Origin of the sequence: Thalassobacillus devorans, from assembly GCF_900176565.1 — a bacterium.
GTDB classification, from domain to species: domain Bacteria; phylum Bacillota; class Bacilli; order Bacillales; family Halobacillaceae; genus Thalassobacillus; species Thalassobacillus devorans_A.
Map to the genome: position 1 here is coordinate 1,776,609 of NZ_FXEH01000006.1, position 22,146 is coordinate 1,798,754.

The 22,146-nt window shown below is 42.4% G+C and carries 20 protein-coding genes; 5 read left to right on the top strand and 15 right to left on the bottom strand.

Features of this window, described 5'->3' with window-relative positions; genetic code table 11:
- Positions 1-78: 78 nt before the first annotated feature.
- The 4 genes from B9Y67_RS19955 to citZ form a co-directional block, all read right to left on the bottom strand.
- Positions 79-555 carry a MaoC family dehydratase gene (locus B9Y67_RS19955; RefSeq protein WP_085509080.1) on the bottom strand — a complete coding sequence of 159 codons (477 nt, stop codon included), beginning with the start codon at positions 553-555 and terminating at the stop codon, positions 79-81.
- Positions 556-641: 86 nt separating this feature from the next.
- Positions 642-1,580 carry a malate dehydrogenase gene (gene mdh / locus B9Y67_RS19960; RefSeq protein WP_085509081.1) on the bottom strand — a complete coding sequence of 313 codons (939 nt, stop codon included), beginning with the start codon at positions 1,578-1,580 and terminating at the stop codon, positions 642-644.
- 26 nt (positions 1,581-1,606) lie between these two features.
- Positions 1,607-2,878, bottom strand: a complete 1,272-nt coding sequence (gene icd, locus B9Y67_RS19965; protein WP_062447245.1) for an NADP-dependent isocitrate dehydrogenase — start codon at positions 2,876-2,878, stop codon at positions 1,607-1,609.
- 152 nt (positions 2,879-3,030) lie between these two features.
- Complete coding sequence (citZ, locus tag B9Y67_RS19970; RefSeq protein WP_085509082.1) at positions 3,031-4,146, bottom strand: citrate synthase; 1,116 nt, start codon at positions 4,144-4,146, stop codon at positions 3,031-3,033.
- A 501-nt stretch (positions 4,147-4,647) separates the two neighbouring features.
- Between citZ and ytvI the strand changes: the two genes are divergently transcribed.
- Positions 4,648-5,769 (top strand): sporulation integral membrane protein YtvI, encoded by a 1,122-nt coding sequence (ytvI, locus tag B9Y67_RS19975; protein ID WP_085509083.1) that lies wholly within the window; start codon positions 4,648-4,650, stop codon positions 5,767-5,769.
- A gap of 151 nt (positions 5,770-5,920) precedes the next feature.
- Here the strand turns inward: ytvI and B9Y67_RS19980 are convergent, their stop codons facing one another.
- The 8 genes from B9Y67_RS19980 to dnaE form a co-directional block, all read right to left on the bottom strand.
- Positions 5,921-6,313, bottom strand: coding sequence for an FxsA family protein (locus B9Y67_RS19980; RefSeq protein ID WP_062448082.1), 393 nt, complete (start codon positions 6,311-6,313; stop codon positions 5,921-5,923).
- Between the two features lie 108 nt (positions 6,314-6,421).
- A complete protein-coding gene (gene pyk, locus B9Y67_RS19985) occupies positions 6,422-8,185 on the bottom strand; it encodes a pyruvate kinase (protein WP_085509084.1) in 1,764 nt (587 codons plus the stop codon).
- Positions 8,186-8,249: 64 nt separating this feature from the next.
- The gene (pfkA, locus tag B9Y67_RS19990) at positions 8,250-9,209 is read right to left on the bottom strand and encodes a 6-phosphofructokinase (protein ID WP_085509085.1); all 960 of its coding nucleotides are present in this window, start codon (positions 9,207-9,209) and stop codon (positions 8,250-8,252) included.
- 287 nt (positions 9,210-9,496) lie between these two features.
- The gene (accA, locus tag B9Y67_RS19995) at positions 9,497-10,459 is read right to left on the bottom strand and encodes an acetyl-CoA carboxylase carboxyl transferase subunit alpha (protein ID WP_085509086.1); all 963 of its coding nucleotides are present in this window, start codon (positions 10,457-10,459) and stop codon (positions 9,497-9,499) included.
- Positions 10,456-11,316 carry an acetyl-CoA carboxylase, carboxyltransferase subunit beta gene (gene accD, locus B9Y67_RS20000; RefSeq protein WP_085509087.1) on the bottom strand — a complete coding sequence of 287 codons (861 nt, stop codon included), beginning with the start codon at positions 11,314-11,316 and terminating at the stop codon, positions 10,456-10,458. Before accD ends, accA begins: the two co-directional genes overlap by 4 nt.
- An 81-nt stretch (positions 11,317-11,397) precedes the next feature.
- Complete coding sequence (locus B9Y67_RS20005) at positions 11,398-12,027, bottom strand: FadR/GntR family transcriptional regulator (protein ID WP_085509088.1); 630 nt, start codon at positions 12,025-12,027, stop codon at positions 11,398-11,400.
- A 112-nt stretch (positions 12,028-12,139) separates the two neighbouring features.
- Positions 12,140-13,378 (bottom strand): NADP-dependent malic enzyme, encoded by a 1,239-nt coding sequence (locus B9Y67_RS20010; RefSeq protein ID WP_085509089.1) that lies wholly within the window; start codon positions 13,376-13,378, stop codon positions 12,140-12,142.
- A 358-nt stretch (positions 13,379-13,736) separates the two neighbouring features.
- Positions 13,737-17,102: a DNA polymerase III subunit alpha gene (gene dnaE, locus B9Y67_RS20015; RefSeq protein ID WP_085509090.1), complete on the bottom strand. Its 3,366-nt coding sequence runs from the start codon at positions 17,100-17,102 to the stop codon at positions 13,737-13,739.
- A gap of 151 nt (positions 17,103-17,253) precedes the next feature.
- Between dnaE and B9Y67_RS20020 the strand changes: the two genes are divergently transcribed.
- The 3 genes from B9Y67_RS20020 to B9Y67_RS20030 all read left to right on the top strand — a co-directional run bounded on the left by B9Y67_RS20020 (position 17,254) and on the right by B9Y67_RS20030 (position 18,396).
- The gene (locus B9Y67_RS20020; protein ID WP_085509091.1) at positions 17,254-17,586 is read left to right on the top strand and encodes a YtrH family sporulation protein; all 333 of its coding nucleotides are present in this window, start codon (positions 17,254-17,256) and stop codon (positions 17,584-17,586) included.
- A complete protein-coding gene (gene ytrI, locus B9Y67_RS20025) occupies positions 17,586-18,077 on the top strand; it encodes a sporulation membrane protein YtrI (RefSeq protein WP_085509092.1) in 492 nt (163 codons plus the stop codon). Before B9Y67_RS20020 ends, ytrI begins: the two co-directional genes overlap by 1 nt.
- Positions 18,078-18,195: 118 nt before the next feature.
- A complete protein-coding gene (locus tag B9Y67_RS20030) occupies positions 18,196-18,396 on the top strand; it encodes a hypothetical protein (RefSeq protein ID WP_028783444.1) in 201 nt (66 codons plus the stop codon).
- A 65-nt stretch (positions 18,397-18,461) separates the two neighbouring features.
- On the opposite strand, the gene B9Y67_RS20035 is transcribed toward B9Y67_RS20030, so the two are convergent.
- Entirely contained in the window at positions 18,462-19,418 is a 957-nt protein-coding gene (locus tag B9Y67_RS20035) for a DHH family phosphoesterase (protein ID WP_085509093.1), read from the bottom strand.
- A gap of 125 nt (positions 19,419-19,543) precedes the next feature.
- Between B9Y67_RS20035 and B9Y67_RS20040 the strand changes: the two genes are divergently transcribed.
- On the top strand, positions 19,544-19,846 hold the full coding sequence (locus tag B9Y67_RS20040; protein WP_085509094.1) for a YtpI family protein: 303 nt from the start codon (positions 19,544-19,546) through the stop codon (positions 19,844-19,846).
- A 96-nt stretch (positions 19,847-19,942) separates the two neighbouring features.
- On the opposite strand, the gene B9Y67_RS20045 is transcribed toward B9Y67_RS20040, so the two are convergent.
- Entirely contained in the window at positions 19,943-21,256 is a 1,314-nt protein-coding gene (locus B9Y67_RS20045) for a CBS domain-containing protein (protein WP_176224068.1), read from the bottom strand.
- Positions 21,257-21,442: 186 nt separating this feature from the next.
- A complete protein-coding gene (locus B9Y67_RS20050) occupies positions 21,443-22,123 on the bottom strand; it encodes a metal-dependent hydrolase (protein ID WP_085509096.1) in 681 nt (226 codons plus the stop codon).
- Positions 22,124-22,146: the final 23 nt, after the last annotated feature.

Below are 22,146 nucleotides of genomic sequence, written 5' to 3' on the forward strand. Positions count from 1 at the left end.
TCTTCTGAACCAATGAAAAAACTGGCAGGAAGGCTTCATAACAGCGTTCCTGCCAGTATTAACTATTCAACTTCTATATCAATAAAAATTCTCTAAAGATTTGGCAGTCATGGATTCAGGTTCGTAAGGAGGAGAAACTACTGCTACTCCTTTAATCACCTCATCGCCATCTGAATCTTTTACTATGATTGATAAAGTTACAGAATGCTTTGCTGTATCCTTTTCCACAACTTCTAATCGAAAAGAGAGATCTGCATAATGATAAACAGGTTTGGGAAAATCCATCTCCTGCCGCAAAATGTGACTTCCTGGACCTGGTAATTGCATGGAAATCAGAGAAGAAATCATTCCCTGCAGCATCACCGTTGGAGCTACCGGTCGCTTGAACGGTGTTTGGGATGCATAATCGTGCTGGATATAAAGAGGGTTTGCATCATCAGACAGTCCTAAATACATTAATAGATCCCGATCTTCTATCGTTTTTTCGGTTGTATAATGATCGCCAATCTTCAATTCATTAATTTTTTTGCCGAGTTTGCGCTTTTTACCTATCATTACATCGCCCCCTTAATGTAAACGCTTTCTTTTTGGTGATAAAAGGGATCCGAGGTATACCCCGAATCCCCATTATTCATTCACATTTATTGTAAAATAGTAAGAACTTTTTTAACAGACTCAGCAGACTTATCTAATTGCGCTTTTTCTTCATCCGTCAAATCAAGTTCAATTACTTCTTCGATACCATTTCCACCAAGGATGGTTGGTACACCGAGATAAATGCCTTCATAGCCATACTCGCCCTCCAGGTAGGCAATCGATGGTATGACACGACGTTGATCCTTCAAAATAGCTTCTGCCATTTGGACTAAAGAAGCAGCTGGAGCATAATAGGCACTTCCGTTGCCAAGAAGGTTGACGATTTCACCGCCACCTTTACGGGTACGTTCTACGATTGCATCCAGGCGCTCTTTTGGAATGAGCTTTTCAAGTGGGATACCACCTGCGAAAGAGTAGCGGATTAATGGAACCATATCATCCCCATGTCCGCCTAGAACAAATCCGGTTATATCTTTAACAGACAGGTTCAATTCTTGTGCTACAAACGTACGGAATCGCGCTGTATCAAGCACACCGGATTGACCGATGACGCGGTTTTTAGGGAAGCCTGCTTCCTGAAATACAGAGTAAGTCATTGCATCGACCGGGTTTGTCAATACAACAATCAGGCAGTCAGGTGAGTACTTAACGATTTCTTTCGTAACACTCTTCATGATTTTCGAGTTGGTGCTTACGAGGTCGTCCCGGCTCATACCAGGCTTACGAGCGATTCCGGCAGTGATTATCACTAAATCAGAGTCCTTCGTATCTTCATAGCTGGCGGTACCGATGATATTGGAATCAAACCCTTGCACCGGGCTTGCTTCAAGCATATCCAAAGCTTTCCCTTTTGTCGGGCCTTCCATATCAGGAATATCCACCAACACTACATCTCCCAGCTCTTTTTGAGCCAGCATCAGTGCTGTGGTAGCACCAGTGAAACCTCCACCGATTACTGAAATCTTTTTACGTGTGATTCCCATTTTAATCCCCTTCCCTGTCGTGTGGATTAGTCCATGTTTTTGATTAATGCATCACCGAATTCAGACGTCTTCACTTCTGTAGCGCCTTCCATCATGCGTGCGAAATCATACGTTACGGTTTTATTACCAATAGTTTTATCCATAGATTTGGTAATCAGGTTAGCTGCTTCTCTCCACTCCAGGTGTTCAAGCATCAATACACCAGAAAGAATGACAGATGAAGGGTTTACTTTGTCTTGCCCAGCATATTTAGGTGCAGTACCGTGAGTTGCTTCAAAAATAGCGTGTCCAGTTTCCTGATTGATGTTCGCACCTGGAGCAATACCGATTCCACCTACTTGAGCTGCTAGGGCATCAGAAATGTAATCCCCATTCAAGTTCATAGTAGCTACCACATCAAACTCTTTTGGACGAGTCAGGATTTGTTGCAGGAAGATGTCGGCAATGGCATCTTTCACAATGATTTTGCCAGCTTGTTCCGCTTCGTCCTGAGCTTTGTTAGCTGCGTCTTTACCGTCTTTTTCTACAATTTCATCGTACTGGCGCCATGTGAATACTTTGTCACCGAATTCCTCTTCTGCAACCTCATATCCCCAAGCTTTAAATGCCCCTTCGGTAAATTTCATGATATTGCCTTTGTGTACCAATGTGACATTCTTACGACCTTCGTTCAATGCATACTCGATAGCTGCACGGACGATCCGTTTTGTTCCCTCTTCCGACACAGGTTTAACACCAATACCAGAAGTTTCTGGGAAACGGATATTATGTACACCCATTTCGTTTTGAAGGAAGTCAATGACTTTCTTCGCTTCTGGTGTACCTTTCTGCCATTCGATACCAGCATAAATGTCTTCTGTATTTTCACGGAAAATAACCATGTCTGTATCTTCCGGATGTTTAACAGGAGACGGCACACCAGTGAACCAACGTACTGGGCGAAGACATGTGAATAAGTCAAGTTCCTGACGCAGAGCTACGTTCAAGGAACGGATACCGCCACCAATTGGTGTAGTCAATGGTCCTTTAATTGCAATTTTATAGTCACGGATTGTATCCAATGTTTCAGATGGGAGCCACTCGCCAGTGTTGTCATACGCTTTCTGACCAGCAAGAACTTCCTTCCATTCGATACTCTTTTCACCGTTATAGGCTTTATCAACCGCTGCTTCAATTACTCGGCTCGCAGCTGCCCAAATATCTGGTCCGATTCCGTCACCTTCGATGAACGGGATCACCGGACGATCAGGTACATTTAGTACTCCATTTTCTACTGTAATTTTTTCAGCTTGTGTCAATCTCATTACCTCCTAATGTGTTGTTGGTATGTGGATTACATTCATTATCATACGATAAATAAACATGAATAAAAAGGATTTAGCAGATAATTACTCAGGTGATACCCTTTTCATTATCATGCACCCTTTTAGGATAGAACCACTGAAGGATCTCAGCGTTGGTCAAGAGACTTATATGTCTGTCCTTTTGGTCCTACATATTCAGCACGCGGGCGAATCAGACGGTTATTGTCATATTGTTCAAGGATATGCGCTAACCATCCAGAAACACGGCTGACAGCGAAAATCGGCGTAAATAAGTCATGATCCACTCCCAGACTGTGGTAAACAGACGCAGAATAGAAATCTACATTTGCCGGCAGTCCTTTTTCTTCTTTGATAAAGTCCTCAATCTTAATGGACATTTCATAATACTTGGAGTGACCTGTCAGTTTTGTCAGTTCTTTTGACATTTCTTTCAGGAATTTAGCACGTGGATCACCTTTCCGATAGACCCGGTGTCCCATTCCCATGATCTTTTCTTTATTTTCGAGCTTTTCCTTAATGTATGGAACAGCATTATCCACTTCTCCAATTTCAGTAAGCATTTTCATGACACGCTCATTCGCACCACCGTGAAGAGGCCCTTTTAGAGCGCCGATTGCCGCGGTAACACCTGAGTAGACATCAGACAATGTTGCCACGCAGACACGCGCTGTAAAGGTAGATGCATTCAATTCATGGTCAGCGTGGAGGACAAGCGCTTTGTTGAAAGCTTCGACTTCGATATCCTCCGGGTCCTTTCCATTCAGCATGTAAAGGAAATTCGCCGCAAAACTGAATTCTTTTTTCGGACTGATAGGATCTTGTCCTTTGCGAAGACGAGCAAATGCTGTAACGATCGCAGGAATTTTCGCCTGCAGGCGTACAGCCTTACGTTTATTTGCTTCTTCTTCCATCACGTCAGCCTCAGAATCATAAAGACCGAGCATAGATACAGCCGTACGAAGAGCTGCCATTGGGTGTACGGTTGATAGATCATAAGACTTCAAATGATCAATGACTTCCTGTGGAAGTTCCATATTGGAAGCAAGATCTTCTTTTAAAGATTTAAGTTCTTGTTCATTAGGTAACTTTTGATTCCATAATAAATAAATAACTTCCTCAAAACTGGAATTCTCGGCTAAATCATCGATGTCATAACCGACATATGTCAATTGATCATCGATGATGGAACTAATTGATGATTGCGTTGCAATAATACCTTCAAGACCTTTAGTTGCTGTCATACCCATTCTCTCCTTTATTTTTGATGACGCTTTCCAAATATACATTTATAAAAGAAAACGCTTTACCAACAAGCTGTTAATCTGAATAGGAAATCATCCCCACTGCAATTATAAAACATTCTAAAAAATATGTGAATTGAAACCGGTTAATTTGAATAGATTTTATCATTTTTTGTATTTAAATCGGTAAAAATTGGAGATGATTTCACTTTATCCAACATGATTATCTATGTATCATACTGAATCTTCATACAATTTTAAGATCCCTTTACTTCTAACAGAATGATGACCGCTATCATAATCGACTCGTCTTTACCTATGTAACGAGGGATAGGAGTATCATTCAGAAAATCGGGGATGGACATGAACCAATGACAGTCTGCATTTTTCCAGATAAACAGTAAGACTCTTATTATATCCTACCACATTAAAGAATAGGTATGGTAATAGACAAGCCAAAATCTTTGTTTATACAACCTATTGCAAAGCGAGGATACAAATATGGAAACATCCATGATTAATAAAATTTTTCGTCTTTTTGTCGTTTTGTTAACTCTTACTGCTGCTTTGATACTCGCCTATTATGCATTCCAATATGCCTACCCTTTCTTTTTCGCATTCCTCATTGCTTTATTCATCAATCCTGCAGTTAACTTTCTAGAAGAAAAACTTAACTTTCCCAGAGGTATTGCTGTAATTCTTTTAATATTAATATTCCTGGGATTATGTATCGGGGTTTTAATTTTATTGGTTGTTGAAATCACTAATGGTACCGCTTATCTGGCAACAGTGGTGCCTCAACACTTCCAAACACTTATTACCTATATCCAGGATTTTATAACATCTACCATCATCCCGATATACCAACGCATTCTGACCCTCATTAGTACCCTGGAACCTTCCCAGCAGGAGGCGGTCATCGGAAACTTGCAACAAATTGGTGAAAATATAGCACAGCAGGGAGCTGGAATCATCCAATCTTTACTTCAGGGTATTCCAATGATCATCAAAGAGCTTCCCAATTATTTCACCGTTTTAGTATTTTCGTTCCTGGGGACTTTTTTTATCAGCAAAGACTGGGATAAGATCTCATATAGGTTTACTTCTATTATTCCATCTAAGGTAGTTACTTCTTTTGTGACGGTCCTAAAGGGGTTAAAGCAGGCGTTGGCTGGTTTTATGAAAGCTCAGGCAATCCTGACTTCGATCACTGCAGGTACTGTTCTATGCGGCTTACTTGTCTTACGAGTTGACCACGCCGTGACAATTGCTGTGATTACAGGGGCGGTCGATCTGATGCCATATGTGGGGAGTGGAATGATTTTTATTCCTTGGATCATATACATGTTCCTGACTGGTAATTATTCTCTTACGATCGGTCTCGCGATTCTTTATATGTTAGTAATTATTCAGCGTCAAATGCTGGAACCGAAATTACTATCCACTAATATCGGGCTTGATCCATTAGCTACTCTCATCTCTTTATTTATCGGATTTCAATTATTCGGTTTTTTAGGCTTGATTATTGGTCCGGTCGCGCTTGTCATATTGAACACTTTGCACCAGGCGGGTGTTTTTCACGAAATTTGGAGATTCATTAACGAACCAAAAAATACGGCTTAATTTTATTCCGTACATTAAAGCTTGCGTGGTACGTAAGTAGTTGATGAGCAAAAAGCTGTCCCCTGAAGCCCGTTTCAGACTTAGGGAACAGCCTATATATAAAGGAACAAAGCCCCTTTGTTACCTATATTATTGATTCTATCTTTGTTAATCACTTCGGATAAATAGTAATCGTTCCACGATCCATCATTTTTCGTGTCCATTTACGTATTAAACGCTTAATTGGAGCTCGTGTAGGTGGCAGGAGTAAAAGAAAACCAATTGCATCTGTGATGAAGCCGGGAGTCAGAAGCACCGCACCGCCGACTAAAATACAAGCCCCATCCAGAAGTGCATCCTGAGGTACACGGCCGCTTGCTACCGATTGTCTGAAATTGTATATAGTTTCTAAGCCCTGCTGCTTAGCAAGCCAGGCACCAACTATTCCAGTAAGAATGATCAACAAGACCACCCATAAAGGTCCAATCCAATTACCAGCCCAGACAAGTAAACCAATTTCCAGAGCAGGTACTACTAATATAAATAATAATAACCAACGAAACATTGGCATGATCCTTTCCTTTTCCGTCTTCTCTTCTATTATACGATAGATGGGAAATAACCTAAAAAGAAAAGGATGATACCGTCTTATGATATCATCCTTCCCTATTAATTAAAGTACCCCGGCATGTCCGCTGTATATATCACCACGAGCACTATCAATCGTCAGTTCATCCTTGTCATTAATCAATTCAAGCGCTTCTTCAACACCTACAATCACTGGAATCCCAAGGCTTAACCCAACTACTGCCGCGTGGGAAGTCAACCCGCCTTCCTGGGTAATAATGCCGCCAGCTTTCTCAATTGCCGGCATCATATCCTTATCAGTTCCATATGTTACCAGAATATCTCCATCTTCCACTTTATCTAACGCTTCCTGGGTACTTTTAGCGATCACCGCTCTGCCATAGGCAGTGCTTTGACCGATCCCCTGACCTTTTGCCAAAACATCACCGATGACATGGACTTTCATCAGGTTGGTTGTCCCGCTTTCGCCAACAGGAACCCCAGCTGTGATGATGACGCGGTCACCCCGATTAACCACGCCGGAAGCAAGGCCTCGGTCAATTGCTTCACCGAGCATATCATCCGTAGTAGCAGCTCGCTTACCTAACACTCCATGTACTCCCCATACTAGTGAAAGCTGGCGAAGTACACGTTCATTAGAGGTAATCGCTACAATCGGTGCCTTTGGGCGATACTTTGAAATCATCCGTGCTGTGTGACCACTTTCAGTTGGTGCTACTACCGCGTTGACAGATAAATTAATAGCGGTATGTGTAACCGATTGACTGATTGCGTCCGTAATCGTCATATCGCTTGTTTTGGAGCGTTCTTGTAGAATCGCTTTATAGTCTAACCCGGTTTCCGTTTTCTTTGCAATGTTGTTCATTGTTTGAACAGCTTCTACTGGATAATTACCGGCAGCCGTTTCTCCTGAAAGCATGATCGCATCCGTGCCATCGAAGATAGCATTTGCTACATCAGAAGCCTCTGCCCGTGTAGGACGAGGATTTCGTTCCATTGAGTCCAGCATTTGTGTTGCCGTAATGACCGGCTTGCCAACTTGATTGCACTTACGGATCAGTTTCTTTTGTACCAGTGGTACATCTTCAGCAGGAATCTCCACGCCAAGATCCCCACGAGCAACCATCAGGCCATCACTTGCAGCAAGGATTTCATCAATATTGTCCACGCCTTCTTGATTCTCAATCTTAGGTATAATTTGAATGTGAGTGGCATCATGTTTCTCAAGCAGCTCTCGAATCTCCAGTACATCGGATGCACGGCGAACGAAAGATGCAGCAATAAAATCCACATTCTGTTCAATGCCGAATTCAATATCCTTGGCATCTTTATCTGTAATACCAGGCAGGTTTACACTTACATTCGGCACGTTTACACCCTTTTTAGTTTTCAACAGCCCCGAATTAAGTACGGTAGTCTTGATATCCTTGTTCTCAGTATTGATTTCTTCTACTTGCAATTCGATCAAACCGTCATCCAGGAGGATTTTAGAGCCTGGATGGACATCATCGATAAGTCCTGGATACGTGACAGAAATACGTTCACTTGTTCCTTCCACTTCCTCCATACTTACATAAAGGCTGGACCCTTGCTCAAGCTTGACACCTCCATCCTTCATGACACCAGTACGGATTTCCGGGCCTTTCGTATCCAACAGAATGGCAATATTCTTGCCGGCTTTACTGGCGGCTTCACGGATATTTATGATCCGCTGGCCATGCTCCTCATAATCACCATGGGAAAAGTTAAGACGTGCTACATTCAAACCTGCTTCAATTAACCTGGTCAACGTTTCAACCTGCTCGGATGCCGGACCAATCGTCGATACGATTTTAGTCTTTCTAATCATGTTTTTCCTCCTTATTTCAAGCTGCGTTTTATTAAACTGAAAACTGACAGACCTATTGCAAACTTTAGATAGACAGCTCCTGGGAAAGCTTGTACATATCCATATCCAGCATATGCCCCTGGTCCAATACTTCCAGGATATCATGGTCGACCAGTTTGTTATTTTGGATACCCACCATGCGGCCGGCTTTGCCGGCAAGAAGAATATCTACAGCTTTCGCACCTAATCTGCTCGCCAATACCCGGTCTGCAGCTGTTGGTGAACCTCCACGCTGGGTATGGCCTAAAACCGTAACGCGCGTCTCGAGGTCGGTCGCTTCTTTGATGCGCTGGCCAAAGTCAAAGCCACTGCCAACTCCTTCAGCGACTATAATGATACTATGTTTTTTCCCACGATCGTGACCACGTTTCAAACGTTGCACTACATCATCAAAGTCTTCATTACGTTCAGGTACCATTATCGTTTCAGCTCCGTCAGCAAGACCTGCCCATAATGCCAAGTCACCTGCATCTCTTCCCATAACCTCCACCACGTATGTACGCTCGTGAGAGGTAGCTGTATCTCTAATTTTATCAATGGCTTCAATTATCGTGTTCAACGCTGTATCAAAACCGATGGTAAAGTCGGTACCTGGTATATCATTATCGATAGTACCTGGAACCCCGATACAAGGGTAACCTTTTTCTGTCAGTTTTTTAGCTCCTCTAAAAGAACCGTCTCCGCCAATGACAACGAGACCATCAATGTCGTGTTTTTTCAGCTGCTCGATACCTTTCTGCTGTCCTGCTTCCGTTTTAAACTCTTCACAACGTGCAGAATAAAGCTTCGTGCCGCCACGTTGGATAATGTCACCGACAGACCCAAGCTCCATTTTTTCTATATTTCCATCAATCAGACCTTGATAGCCATATTTAATGCCATACACTTCTATATCATGATAGATAGCTTTTCTTACTACCGCGCGGATGGCGGCATTCATCCCCGGGGCGTCTCCGCCACTCGTCAATACTCCTATTTTTTTCATAACCAATCACCTCATTTTATAGGTTCCACTGTTTCTTTTGTCCCCATCTCAAGATAAATCTAAACGTATCGAATAGCAACATCGATTCTGTGACATTTTCATGTTTAGGCAGTTGTAACAATCGAGCCTCTCAGTTTGCGAAAAAAATTATACGGCATGCACAAACCCTTGGCAAATATGAAGAACAGGAAGATTCAGGTATTTAAGCATGAAAGCGCTCCCTTCCTGATAAGATGCGAAAAGTCGCACAATTGTGCGACTTTCCCCTGTCCTTCAGACTACTTCTATTATAATGGAAGAGTTGTATAATCTCCAATTTTCTTATATTTTTCCCATCGTGACTCCAATAATTCTTCTTTACTGAGTGATTTCAGGTTTTCCAGCGATTCCTGCAGTATCTGATCGATTTTCTCTGACTGTGCCTTAATATCCCGGTGAGCACCACCACGAATTTCAGGAATGACCTTGTCCACGATGCCGAGCTCCTTCAAGTCATAGGAAGTAATTTTCATGGTTTCTGCAGCATTCTGAGCGAGATTGGAATCCTTCCATAATAAAGCAGCAGCTCCTTCAGGAGAAATAACCGAGTAAGTAGAATTTTCCAGCATATGGATGTGGTCCCCAACACCTAATGCCAGAGCACCTCCACTACCTCCTTCTCCAATAACAATACATACCACAGGAACGGTCAACCCTGCCATCTCCATCAAGTTTCGCGCAATCGCCTCACTTTGACCCCGCTCCTCAGCAGCCTTTCCAGGGTAAGCGCCTTTCGTATCGATAAAGCAAATTATCGGGCGGTTGAACTTATCCGCCTGCTTCATTAACCGTAAAGCTTTCCGGTACCCTTCCGGATGAGGCATACCAAAATTGCGTCGAAGGTTCTCTTTCGTGTCATTGCCTCGTTGATGGCCAATGACCGTGACGGGCTGATTTTTATAATTAGCAATTCCGGCTACGATCGCTTCATCATCCCCATATAACCGGTCACCATGCAATTCCATAAAATCGGTGAAAATGGAATGAATATAATCGAGGGTGGTAGGCCGCTCTGGATGACGTGCCATTTGAACTCGATTCCATGGACTCAGGCGATCATAAACATCTTCTTCCAGCTTTTCGAGCCGCTGTTCCAACGTTTCAATTTCCTCACTTAAATCCATCTCACTTTCCTGTGTGAGTTTCTTCAATTCTTCAATTTTTCCTCTAAGTTCTATAACCGGTTTTTCAAAATCCAGTACCTGCTTCACGACAACTCACCTCCAGGTTGATGAATGCTGAGGATCGTTTCCAGTTTATTTTTCAAGTCATGACGATGAACAACATCATCTAACTGTCCATGTTTTAATAAAAACTCTGCCGTTTGAAAGTCTTCCGGAAGCTTTTCGCGGATCGTCTGTTCAATGATTCGCCTTCCAGCAAACCCAATCAAAGCACCCGGTTCTGCAAAGTTAAAGTCTCCAAGCGAGGCAAAACTGGCAGAAACGCCTCCTGTAGTCGGATGCGTCATGACAGAGATCATCAATCCACCATCTGAATGGAGACGTTGGATGGCTACGGATGTCTTGGTCATCTGCATTAAACTGATGACCCCTTCCTGCATCCTGGCTCCCCCGGAAGCTGTAAAAATGATAAAAGGAATTTTTTCTTTTCTTGCTTGTTCAATTGCGTTAGCTATCTTCTCTCCTACAACCGCTCCCATACTTCCCATGCGGAAGCGGGCATCCATAACAGCAATAGCCGTTTCATATCCTCTTATCTTTCCTTTTCCGGTAATAACGGCTTCATTCAAACCTGATTTTTTACGGTCTTTTTCTAGCTTCTCTTCATACTCCGGAAATCCCAATGGATTGGTTGAAATCATATACTTGTCCCACTCTTCGAAGGAATCCTTCTCTAAAAGACTCTCAAGCCTTTCGTAAGCATTTTGCTGATGATGATAATCACAATGGGGACATACATTCAAGTTTCTTTCTAATTCTTTACGATAGTATATTTTATTACACCCTGGACATTTCTGCATTAAACCTTCTGGTACATCCTGTTTCCCCTCCTGGTTGGGAAGAGAAGCGTATTTACGTTTCTTGTTGAATATATCTCTAAGCAAGGTTATTCCTCCTTCGGGACAAAACTTCTTCTGTTTAATGTAGCGAAAATTTTTCAAAAAGATTGTCGTTCTATGTCAATATTAATTCGACAAATTGAGCTCTTTTTCATACCAGCTTCTCACGTCATTCAATTTGCCTCTTTCCATTTCCTCCAACACCTTTTTATAAAAGGAATTCGAGAAGGTAAAATCATGGACCGTATTGGCGAACCCGTCTATCAACTGCCACATTCGATTGAGCAGTTCATTCCCTGATATTTCAAATAGATACTGAAAAAAAGAATGGTGAAGAGTTTGAGCTTCCTTTTCGGAATTGGTACCTTTCACCAAACTTGTCAGATGCTCTATATGTCCTTCTGTCAACAACGGGAGAATCTTATTAATCACTTCGAGCTCGAGCATCATTTTTGCAGCCGCCAGCTCCTCTTTCGTCCTTGCCTCATGCAAGATAAAAGTCGAGAGCAATTCCACCATATGATAAGGACGATAAGTACGCATGAAAGTACCTTCACCCCTTCTCGTTTCAATCAGACCAAGCAGCTCCAGGGCACGGAATGCTTCCCTGATTGACGAACGGCCGACATTCAACAACTCACTAAGTTCACGTTCAGAGGGGAGTTTATCTCCTGGGCTAAGGTGATGTTCTTCAATATATGCTTTAACTTGCTGCAATACCTCTTCATAAACTTTTACTTTTTGCGACCCAGACACGGGAAAGCCACTCCTTTATACCAACACCTGACTAATTCTTCCCAAAAGAGAGAAATATCTTCCTTTATGTAATGGGGAGAGAAAGACATGGATGCTTTCTCCCTTCCCTTCATTAATCTTCATCAATCATAGTAAGTTGTCTTGTTTTTTCAGCTACTTGTTCCGGATCTACATGCATACGTGCTACTCCTGACTCCATTGCCGCTTTAGCCACTGCAGCAGCTACAGCTGGGGCTACACGTGCATCAAAAGGTGCAGGGATTACGTAATCAGCGTTTAATTCGTCAGCTGTAACAAGAGAAGCGATTGCCTCTGCAGCCGCAATCTTCATTTTTTCGTTGATGCGAGTTGCCCGTACATCTAACGCTCCACGGAAAATTCCCGGGAATGCGAGAACATTATTTACCTGGTTAGGAAAATCCGATCTCCCTGTCCCAATTACTCGTGCTCCTGCAGCCTTTGCATCTTCTGGCATGATTTCCGGATCTGGATTAGCCATAGCAAAAATTATTGGATCATCATTCATGGACTCCACCATTTCTTTTGATAATAATCCACCCACTGAAACGCCGACAAATACATCTGCGTCTGTCATAATCTCTTCCAATGAGCCCTCTTGTTTATCCTTATTCGTTATTTTAGCTATTTCATCTTTCACATCATTCATACCATAATTTCTGCCTTCAAAAATGGCGCCTTTCGAGTCACACATGATGATATCCCGGACACCGAAGTGGTAAAGGAGTTTGATGATAGCAATTCCGGCAGCACCGGCACCATTAGCGACTACTTTGATATCAGAAAACGATTTTCCTACTATTTTCAAAGCATTCATCAAACCAGCTACTGTTACGATAGCAGTTCCATGCTGGTCGTCGTGGAAAATGGGGATATTCGTTTCTTTTTTCAGTTTTTCTTCAATAAGGAAACAATTTGGAGCAGCGATATCCTCAAGATTCACTCCACCGAAGGTAGGCTCCATCAGTTTGACTGTGTTTACAATTTCATCCACTTGATGCGTGTCCAGACAGATCGGGAAAGCATCAACACCAGCAAAACTTTTGAACAATGCAGCTTTCCCTTCCATGACAGGCAAGGAAGCTTCAGGGCCAATATTACCTAATCCGAGCACGGCTGACCCGTCACTGACAACAGCTACCATGTTCCCTTTCATCGTATAATCATAAACCGATTCTTTATGGTCATAGATCTCTTTACACGGCTCTGCCACCCCTGGGGAATAAGCGAGGCTGAGATCTTTAGCATTCTTTATTGGTACCTTTGAATGTGTAGCTAATTTTCCTTTATTGACACGATGAACATGTAATGCTTCATCTCTTAAGTTTGACACTTATAACCGCTCCTTTATAAACAATAGATAATGAATAATATAAAAGCATCGAGTGGTCAGACCACCATTATTAGACTCCTTAATTATAACAGATGATATATAGGTGTAAAGCGACACCCACCATCTACTTAGAACTGTTAATCACCATATTGATTTTCCAGTAAATCTCCCAATTGCTGAACACTCAGTTTCAAGAGAAACTGTTTCCCTTACGGTGGTAAGTGTATATCTCGGAAGCAAGTCTTCGACTTTTCGGACCTTTTGTTGAAGAAGTCTCTATTGAAAAATTAATAAGTTTAGAGCTTTTATATAAGAAAAAGCTTAACAGACCTTTTTTGGTCTGCTAAGCCCATCCTGTTCATTTAGCAGATGCTGGAACGACTGAGTCTTTCCCGAAATAATCATGCAGCGCTGTCAGGCATTCTCTTGTGAGTTTTACGTAATACTCGCTGGAGAGCTGATAGGTTTTTCCCTTTCTGGCATGATGGACAATAACAGGCGTATTACCTGGGAAATGTTCAGCTATTTGCCGAATCGCCTGCAAAGCATCAAGCTCTTCCTGTTCCGAAAGTTTGATGAAAAGTTTTTTAGGAGTCTCTATGTCCGCTTCCAGAATATCTTCTGAAAATGGCTGGATATCAGCAAGCAGCCATTGAAGCTGATTGTTCCGATCCTCAATATTCCCCTCAAAACAGATCAACATTTCTTCCTGAAGCCATGGCCTTACCTTTCTGTATAGCTCAGGGAATATCACGGTCTCTGCTTCTCCTTGTTCATCACTGATAGTCATGAAAGCCATTGGGTCTCCGCGCTTGGTCCTGATTTGCTTAATATGTTCGACTACCCCACAAGCTTTTAACCGTTTCTTCTGCTTGACGGCATCCATTTGCCTTAATGCGATAAAGGCATTGGCACGAAGTTTCTGCCGGTAAGTTTCTAAGGGGTGCCTCGACATGTAGGTGCCAAGCACCTCTTTTTCCATGGACAATTGTTTCATTTGGGAAAACGGCTCTGTTTGAACATAATTGACGTCCAGCGTCAATTCATCCTGAAAAAAGGATGGCTGATCATCAAACTCCTTAAAAAGTTCTCCTTGTTCTATAGCATGATCGACGCTGGCAAGGAGGCTAGCCCGGTTATTGTATATTTCATCAAATGCCCCTGCCAGAATAAGCGCTTCGATCACTTGTCTGTTTACTGCCTTTAAAGGAACCCTTAAACAAAAATCAAAGATATTTTTGAATGGGCCTTGCTTTCTGGTTTCCAGTATTTCCTGTACCGCCTGCATTCCTACACCTTTTATGGAAAGCAGCCCCATGTGGATATTTCCTTTTTTTACTCGAAAAACCATATTGCTATGATTGATGGAAGGGGAAAGAACCTGAACACCAGTGTCTTTAGCTTCCCTGATATACGATGCAAGCTTTTCATGATTACCTGCATTAGCATTCATCAGCTCTGCTAGAAAGAAAGCGGGATAATGAGTTTTCAAATAAGCGAGCTGATAGGAAATCATACTATACGCTACCGCGTGGCTTCGGTTAAATCCGTAGTTGGAAAACTTAACAATCCACTTATATATTTCTTCTGCTACATTTTCCTGATAGCCCTGTTGCCTGGCGCCCTCGATAAAGGCTTTGTACTGTTCTTCTATCAAACCTTGCTTTTTTTTACTGACTGCTCTTCTTAAAATATCGGCCTGCCCCAGGCTGAAGCCTGCAATTTGGTTGGCTACCTGCATGATTTGCTCTTGATAGACCAGCACACCGAATGTTTTTTCTAATATCGGCTCTACATCCGGATGGGGGTAGGTTACAGAAGTTTCTCCGTGTTTCCGTGCGATATAGACCGGGATATATTCCATCGGACCTGGCCGGTATAACGCATTGACCGCTACCACATCTTCAAACCGATTTGGCTTTAGTCTTTGTAAAACATTTTTCATTCCCTGGGATTCTAATTGAAAAATTCCATTCGTACGCCCGTCACGCAATAGTTGGTAGGTTTCCGTGTCTTCAAAAGGAATAGAATCAAGTGAAAATCCCGGATTGCCAGAACGTATAATATTTGCTTCAATTCTCTCGAGCAGCGTTAAGTTCCGTAAACCAAGAAAGTCCATTTTAAGCAAGCCGATTGTTTCCAAATCTCCCATAGCATATTGCGTGAGGGGGACACCTTCATGACCAGCCATCAACGGTACTTCCTGGGTGAGCGGAACATCACTGATGACTACACCGGCTGCGTGCGTAGAAGTATGTCGTGGCAAACCTTCCAGTTTGGCGGCAATTTTAAACAATAATTGTAACTTTCGAGACTGGCGGATATAGGCCGCCAGCTCTTCGGACTGCTTTACAGTTCCTACAATTGTTCTGTCACTGCTGGCAGAAAACTCTTTGAGTATAAAAGCCGCATCCTGTTGATCGATGCCTATGGTTTTAAAAAGTTCCCTTAACAAGCTCCGGGCTGCAAATGTACCGAAAGTGATGATCTGAGCTACACGATCGGTCCCATATTTGTTGGTGACATACTGGATCACCTCATCCCTTCGATGGTCAGAGAAATCAATGTCAATATCAGGCATTGTCACCCGCTCCGGATTTAGAAATCGTTCAAACAATAAATCATATTGGATCGGATTGACTTCCGTGATACCAAGCAGATAGGCGACTAGCGATCCAGCAGCTGATCCCCGCCCTGGTCCTACTTTGATATTATTCCGCTTAGCATAAGCAACAAAGTCCCAAACAATCAGAAAATAATCGCTAAAATTCATAGAAGCGATTACTCCCCATTCGTATTCCAGGCGTTCCTTTGCCTGCTTTCTTTCCGTTTCCTCCATTTTTTCTAATGCCTTCATGCATAATTCCTTTAGATACTCATCGGAGTTTTTTCCATCAGGGACTGGAAAATTGGGGATTCTTTTTTCTTCCAGGGCCAGTGTCACCTTACATTGATCGGCAATCTGATTGGATGATGTAAGAATTTCTGGCCACCAGTCAGAGAACAACTCTTCCATTTCATCAGGATTTCTTAGATGACGATTTTTGTTTGAGTTATCCATTGCATCAGATGACCAGCGCCGCCCTTCCCTGATCGCTGTTAAGCAGTCATATGCCTGCGCATCTTCCTCCTGCAGATATCGGACATCCTGCAAAGCGACTGCAGCAATTCCATACTGATCGACAAACGGCTTCAGGGTTCTGTGTAATCTTCTTTCCTTTTCCAGCTGGTGGTCCTCTACCCCTATATAAGCCTTTGATCTTTCAAATAACGAAGACCATTCCGAGAAAAAGTGATAGGCAGCTTCTTCCTGTCCCTTCTCAAGATAGACTGCTAACGGCGACCCTGCTGCCGGCAAGATAAAAATTACGCCCGTAGTGTAGGGCTGTAACTCCTCCAGTTCCAAACTACGTGTATCTCCAGTTTGTATGTATGTGCTCAATTTTAAGAGATTTCTATATCCCTCCTGATTTTCTGCTAATAATACGGCAGAAAAGAGGGTTTCTCCTTCCACCAATTCCACTGACATGCCAATTACCGGATGGATGTCCGCTTCATGACACGCCTGGTAAAATTCCAAGGCCCCGTGCAAGACCCCCTCATCCGTTAGTGCCAATGAATTAAAGCCGCTCTGTTTTGCTCTTTCCACTAATTTTTTTATGGAAATACTGCTTTTCATTAAGCTATAACCACTACGTACTTGCAAGTGGGTAAACGAAGCCATTCCAATCACCTTTCTTCCTTAACTATAATTATAGCTGATACATGAAGCGGAATGAAACCAGACCGCATACCTTGTCTGATAAATTCATAAATATAATAGAAGTGTATAAAAAGACAGGCTGGGTAGTACATGCAAGAGAGGATGAATGATAGTGGAAGAACGATTGATTGTCTCCATGATTCATGTTTTTTTCATTGCGTTCGGGGTGATGGTGGGCGGAGCCTTTATTGGAAGTCTGGGTAGTCTTATAACCGGAGAAGCTCCTTATACATCGATGGTACGGATTGCCAAAGGGTTGCGGATTTGGGCAATTGTTGCAGCTATCGGAGGAACATTTGATACGATTGCCCGGTTTGAAAAAGGAATTTTAGATGGATCAACCTTTGATTTATTTAAACAGATCATGGTCATTGTGGCAGCCATGGGTGGAGTAAAAGCAGCCATGGTATTTTTTCAATGGATCCTGCAAGAGGATATCACATAATGCATATACCCACATACTATAAACGGGAAAGCTGGCAGCGTTTTTTTGCCGGGGCAGTCGTCGGTGCCATTATTGCCTATGGTCTTTTTTTATATGTACACGGGAGCTTGCTTGAACATTGGGTAGAGGAAAACATTCGACTGCGCGGAAAATTGACAGAACTTGAATCTGCGTATGAGGGACTATTGAACACCCATGAAGAAGAACAGGAACAATTCACCATTAAACAAATCGGGATCACCTTCACAAACGATAAACGTCTGCAATTGGATCGGCTGACGAAACACCAATTAGAAACTCTAATCAAAGGAGAATTAGAGGATGTCATAGGGAGAAATGTAGAAGATGTCGGCGAAAACCGTGACTTCCTTATTAAAGCTGTAGAAAATAAACGGTATCAAATTGATGAGTTCACTTACCGGGTAGAGGTCGTTCAGCTTATCATTTACAGACAGCTAAGCCTAGAATTAAGCATTTCTATTGATACTTAAAGAGCAAAATTGAAATTATGACAAAATGATGAAATTTTCAGAAAAATGTAGCAGAAAACTGTTGAACATTATACAATAGAGTTAGATAAATAGCATTCTATCCAAAGGGGTGAGTGATATGTTGATAATGGACCGTCACCGTCTGGTTGAAGAAAAGATTGCACAGCTTATGAACGGTTACACCGCATACGCAGAAACTGATGAACTCATCCGTCTAATGAAAAGAGATGTAGCCAGACGCCAGCTTAATGTCTTTTTCGATCGTACCGATACCGGCTGTTGGTTTATTCCGGTAGATCCGGTCGAATCTAAGCATTAATAATGATGAACCCTCACAGACCTGAGACAGGTCGGAGGGTTATTTTGTTTGTTTTTTACAAAGTGTCAGCTGTGCTCAAGCTTATACTTACGGCACACTTCTTCCAGTTCCGCGGCGATAGCTTCCGTTTCTTCCCAGGAATGGGCTGAAGCGCCTGCTGCCATTGGATGGCCACCGCCATTAAAGTTTGCCGCAACCCCATTGATCACAGGGCCTCTGGAACGCAATCGCACCCGGATTACCTCATCTTCTTCAACAAAGAATGCCCAGGAAAGAACCCCTTCCACATCACCAAGTATGCCTACCAATTGACTTGTTTCCAGGACGGAAACCCCGTATTCTTCCATAATCTCTTTTGTTATCCGAATCGTACTCAGTCCTGAAGAGGAAACTGTGAAATGTTGCAAAATGTACCCCTTCAGCCGTACAATATTCATCCTCGTTGTATACATCCCATCATATAAACTTGGACGGTCAAACGAATATTCGACTAAATCCGCGGCATATTTCAACGTCTTCGGAGTGGTGCTAGGGAATAGAAAGCGCCCCGTATCCCCCACAATACCTGCATACAAAAGGCGGGCTCCTTCCTCGGTGAGCCTGGCTCCCTCTGTTTTCATTTCAAGATAAAATTCATAAACCAACTCACTGGTGGAGCTCGCATCCGTGTCAACCCACTGGATGTCCCCGTATTTGTCTACATTGGGATGATGGTCAATCTTAATTACTTCTTTTCCTTTTGTATAGCGTTGATCATCAACTCTTGCTTCATTAGCGGTATCGCAGACGAGGACAAGCGCATGGTTATAATCATCATCGGATACCTCATCCATCCTTATAAGAAAATTTAGTGATGGGTCTTCCTCCCCGGCAAGTAAAACTTCTTTGTCTGGAAAACTGGCGCGGATGATTTCTTTCAGTCCACCCGTTGATCCCAGAGCATCCGGGTCAGGACGTACATGTCTGTGAATAATGATTTTCTCGTAGTCTTTAATTTTCTGGAAGATCTCTTTTTTGCACATATGATTTCTCCTTACCTTGCATGGTTACTTCTTATTTAATCATAGAAACTTAATATCAGGTAGCATAAATCTTTAAAACAAGCTACAATGGTATTGATTTAAGACATTTTTAGGGAGTAGATTTCATGTTGATATTTTCTACCTTGATTCTGGTATCACTCGTTCTATATATTTATTATAAAGTGAATATTACCCGGACCAGGGACAGATTGACACAATTATATTTCAATGGAAAAGCACGTATCTGTCTAGGGAGCTTCGTATTCTTCTTCGGTATCAACCAATACCTTTTTTATGGTACAAAACTTTCCCTATATATCGGGATCGTATTCCTCATTCTAGGCGGGATGCAAATGTATACCGGTTTTAAAAGTTCACGCCATTATAAAAAAGAATATCAAAAACAAGAGGCAGCAGTCTCAAACTGATGTCGATCGAAAAGGCAGCGCATATTCGCACTGCCTTTTTATCATGTTATATCTAATTAACATCCAAAATGTGAAATATATCAAAGGTTTCTCTTATTACCGATCGATTAGCTGAGCCATCAACAAAGCTTTTCCAACCAACGTTTTTTCATGGTAAAGCTCCACATCCACTTTTGCGAATTTACGACCTACTTCCATGATTTCCGGTTTAAGTTCAATAACACTTTCTATTTGTACCGGCTTAATGAAATAGATGGATAAATTCTCCACCACCAAATCACCTTTTTTATACTTGCGAAGCAGTCTGCTGCTTGCTTCTGTGACGAGAGAAGTAAATACTCCGTAAGAAAGGCTGCCAAGCTGATTGGTCATTTGAGGTGTAACAGCTACCTGGAACAGCATATCATTGCCTTCTTCAGCGAGAACTTCTACTTGTTTGCTTACGAGATCGTCAATGGTTTCACCCACCTGAGGCTGGCGCTGGATATGCTGGAGGGCTTTTAATACATCCTGCCTTGAAATGAGGCCTTGGAGTTTATGATGCTGATCAACAACCGGCATGATCTCAATACCTTCCCACACCATCATGTGAGCGGCATTTGCCAGGGAAGTTTTCGTCTGGACGGTCATAGGGTTCTTTGTCATCACTTTATCAATACCAAGACTTCTGTCTTTTCCGATGACATCTTTAGACGTTACCATCCCTACTACCCGGTTAGCTGCGTCGACTACTGGATACCTGCTGTGAGAAGTAGCCTCATTTAATTCATGCCAATTTTGGACGGAATCTGTTGTTTTAAGGTAATAAGATTGCTCATATGAAGTATAGATATCTTCGACAAGGACGATTTCTTTTTTAATCAGCTGGTCATAAATAGCACGGTTGATCATTGCAGCTACGGTAAACGTATCATAGCTAGTGGAAATGATCGGGAGTTTTTTCTCATCCGCAAGCTTTTTTACTCGTTCTTCGGTGTCAAAACCACCTGTAATTAACACAGCCGCTCCTTCTTTTAACGCTAATTCATGCGCATTCGTACGGTTCCCGACAATCAATAACGACCCTGCTTCTGTATAGCGCATCATCGCTTCCAGTTTCATGGCACCGATGACAAACTTATTCAATGTTTTATATAGCCCTTCTCTACCACCAAGGACCTGACCATCAACTATATTGATAATTTCCGCAAAGGTGAGCCGTTCAATGTTTTCCTTTTTCTTCTTTTCGATGCGGATTGTCCCCACCCGCTCAATTGTACTCACAAGGCTTTGATTTTCCGCTTCTTTAATCGCTCGGTAGGCGGTTCCTTCACTTACATTTAATTCTTTCGCGATTTGGCGTACGGATATTTTATTGCCCACAGAAAGTGATTCAATAAATTGCAGGATCTGTTCATGTTTCGTAGCCATTGTCATTCACCATTCTTTCTAACTGTACTAGTGTTTATGTATCTAATTGTTATTATACAGATGATACAGGCTTCCTGCAATTTTTTACAGAAAATCCAAGCTCGGGATTTTCATTGGTAAAGCCGCCATGCTGTTTAACCAGTTAAAAAACCGCCACTCATGTAGAGTGACGGTTCCATGTCTTACTTATAGTTCAATAGATTCGCCTACTTCCAATGCTTTCCCTGTTCCAGGGCTCACTTTTTCTGCGAATGCTTTTCCGTCCTGGTTGATTAAATCGAAGGTGTTATAGTGTATAGGTACAACCTGTTTAGCATCGAGCCACTTCGCTGCGACTAATGCATCGTCAGGTCCCATAGTGAAATTATCTCCGATTGGAAGGAACGCCAACTCGATATTATTCATATCACCAATCATTTTCATATCACTGAACAATCCAGTATCACCCGCATGGAAGATGGTCTTCCCCTCAACCGTCAATAAAATACCAGTTGGCATACCAGTGTAGACGATGGTACCATCCTCTTCCGTGTAAGAAGAGCCATGAAATGCCTGAGTAAACTTCACTTTACCAAAATCGAACTCATGAGAGCCGCCAATATACATCGGATGCGCATTCACGCCTTTATTTCCAAGGTAAGTAGCCAGTTCGAAAGGCGCTACTACCAATGCGTCATTACGCTTAGCTATATCTACCGTGTCCCCCACATGATCGTTATGACCATGCGTCAACAGGATCACATCCGCTTTAACTTCATCAGCATTAAGGTCCGTATTTCCATTCTCAGAAATGAACGGATCGAATAAAATCATTTTTCCATTCGCTTCCACTTTTACGACTGAATGACCATGATAAGTTGCTTTCACACTATCCTCTCCTTCGTTCGTAA

Excerpts from the sequence above, each read along its gene's own strand:
- B9Y67_RS19955 (WP_085509080.1), bottom strand. The coding sequence starts at position 555 with ATGATAGGTAAAAAGCGCAAACTCGGCAAAAAAATTAATGAATTGAAG.
- mdh (WP_085509081.1), bottom strand. The coding sequence starts at position 1,580 with ATGGGAATCACACGTAAAAAGATTTCAGTAATCGGTGGAGGTTTCACT.
- citZ (WP_085509082.1), bottom strand. The coding sequence starts at position 4,146 with ATGACAGCAACTAAAGGTCTTGAAGGTATTATTGCAACGCAATCATCA.
- ytvI (WP_085509083.1), top strand. The coding sequence starts at position 4,648 with ATGGAAACATCCATGATTAATAAAATTTTTCGTCTTTTTGTCGTTTTG.
- B9Y67_RS19980 (WP_062448082.1), bottom strand. The coding sequence starts at position 6,313 with ATGTTTCGTTGGTTATTATTATTTATATTAGTAGTACCTGCTCTGGAA.
- pyk (WP_085509084.1), bottom strand. The coding sequence starts at position 8,185 with ATGATTAGAAAGACTAAAATCGTATCGACGATTGGTCCGGCATCCGAG.
- pfkA (WP_085509085.1), bottom strand. The coding sequence starts at position 9,209 with ATGAAAAAAATAGGAGTATTGACGAGTGGCGGAGACGCCCCGGGGATG.
- dnaE (WP_085509090.1), bottom strand. The coding sequence starts at position 17,102 with ATGGCTTCGTTTACCCACTTGCAAGTACGTAGTGGTTATAGCTTAATG.
- ytrI (WP_085509092.1), top strand. The coding sequence starts at position 17,586 with ATGCATATACCCACATACTATAAACGGGAAAGCTGGCAGCGTTTTTTT.
- B9Y67_RS20030 (WP_028783444.1), top strand. The coding sequence starts at position 18,196 with ATGTTGATAATGGACCGTCACCGTCTGGTTGAAGAAAAGATTGCACAG.
- B9Y67_RS20035 (WP_085509093.1), bottom strand. The coding sequence starts at position 19,418 with ATGTGCAAAAAAGAGATCTTCCAGAAAATTAAAGACTACGAGAAAATC.
- B9Y67_RS20040 (WP_085509094.1), top strand. The coding sequence starts at position 19,544 with ATGTTGATATTTTCTACCTTGATTCTGGTATCACTCGTTCTATATATT.
- B9Y67_RS20045 (WP_176224068.1), bottom strand. The coding sequence starts at position 21,256 with ATGGCTACGAAACATGAACAGATCCTGCAATTTATTGAATCACTTTCT.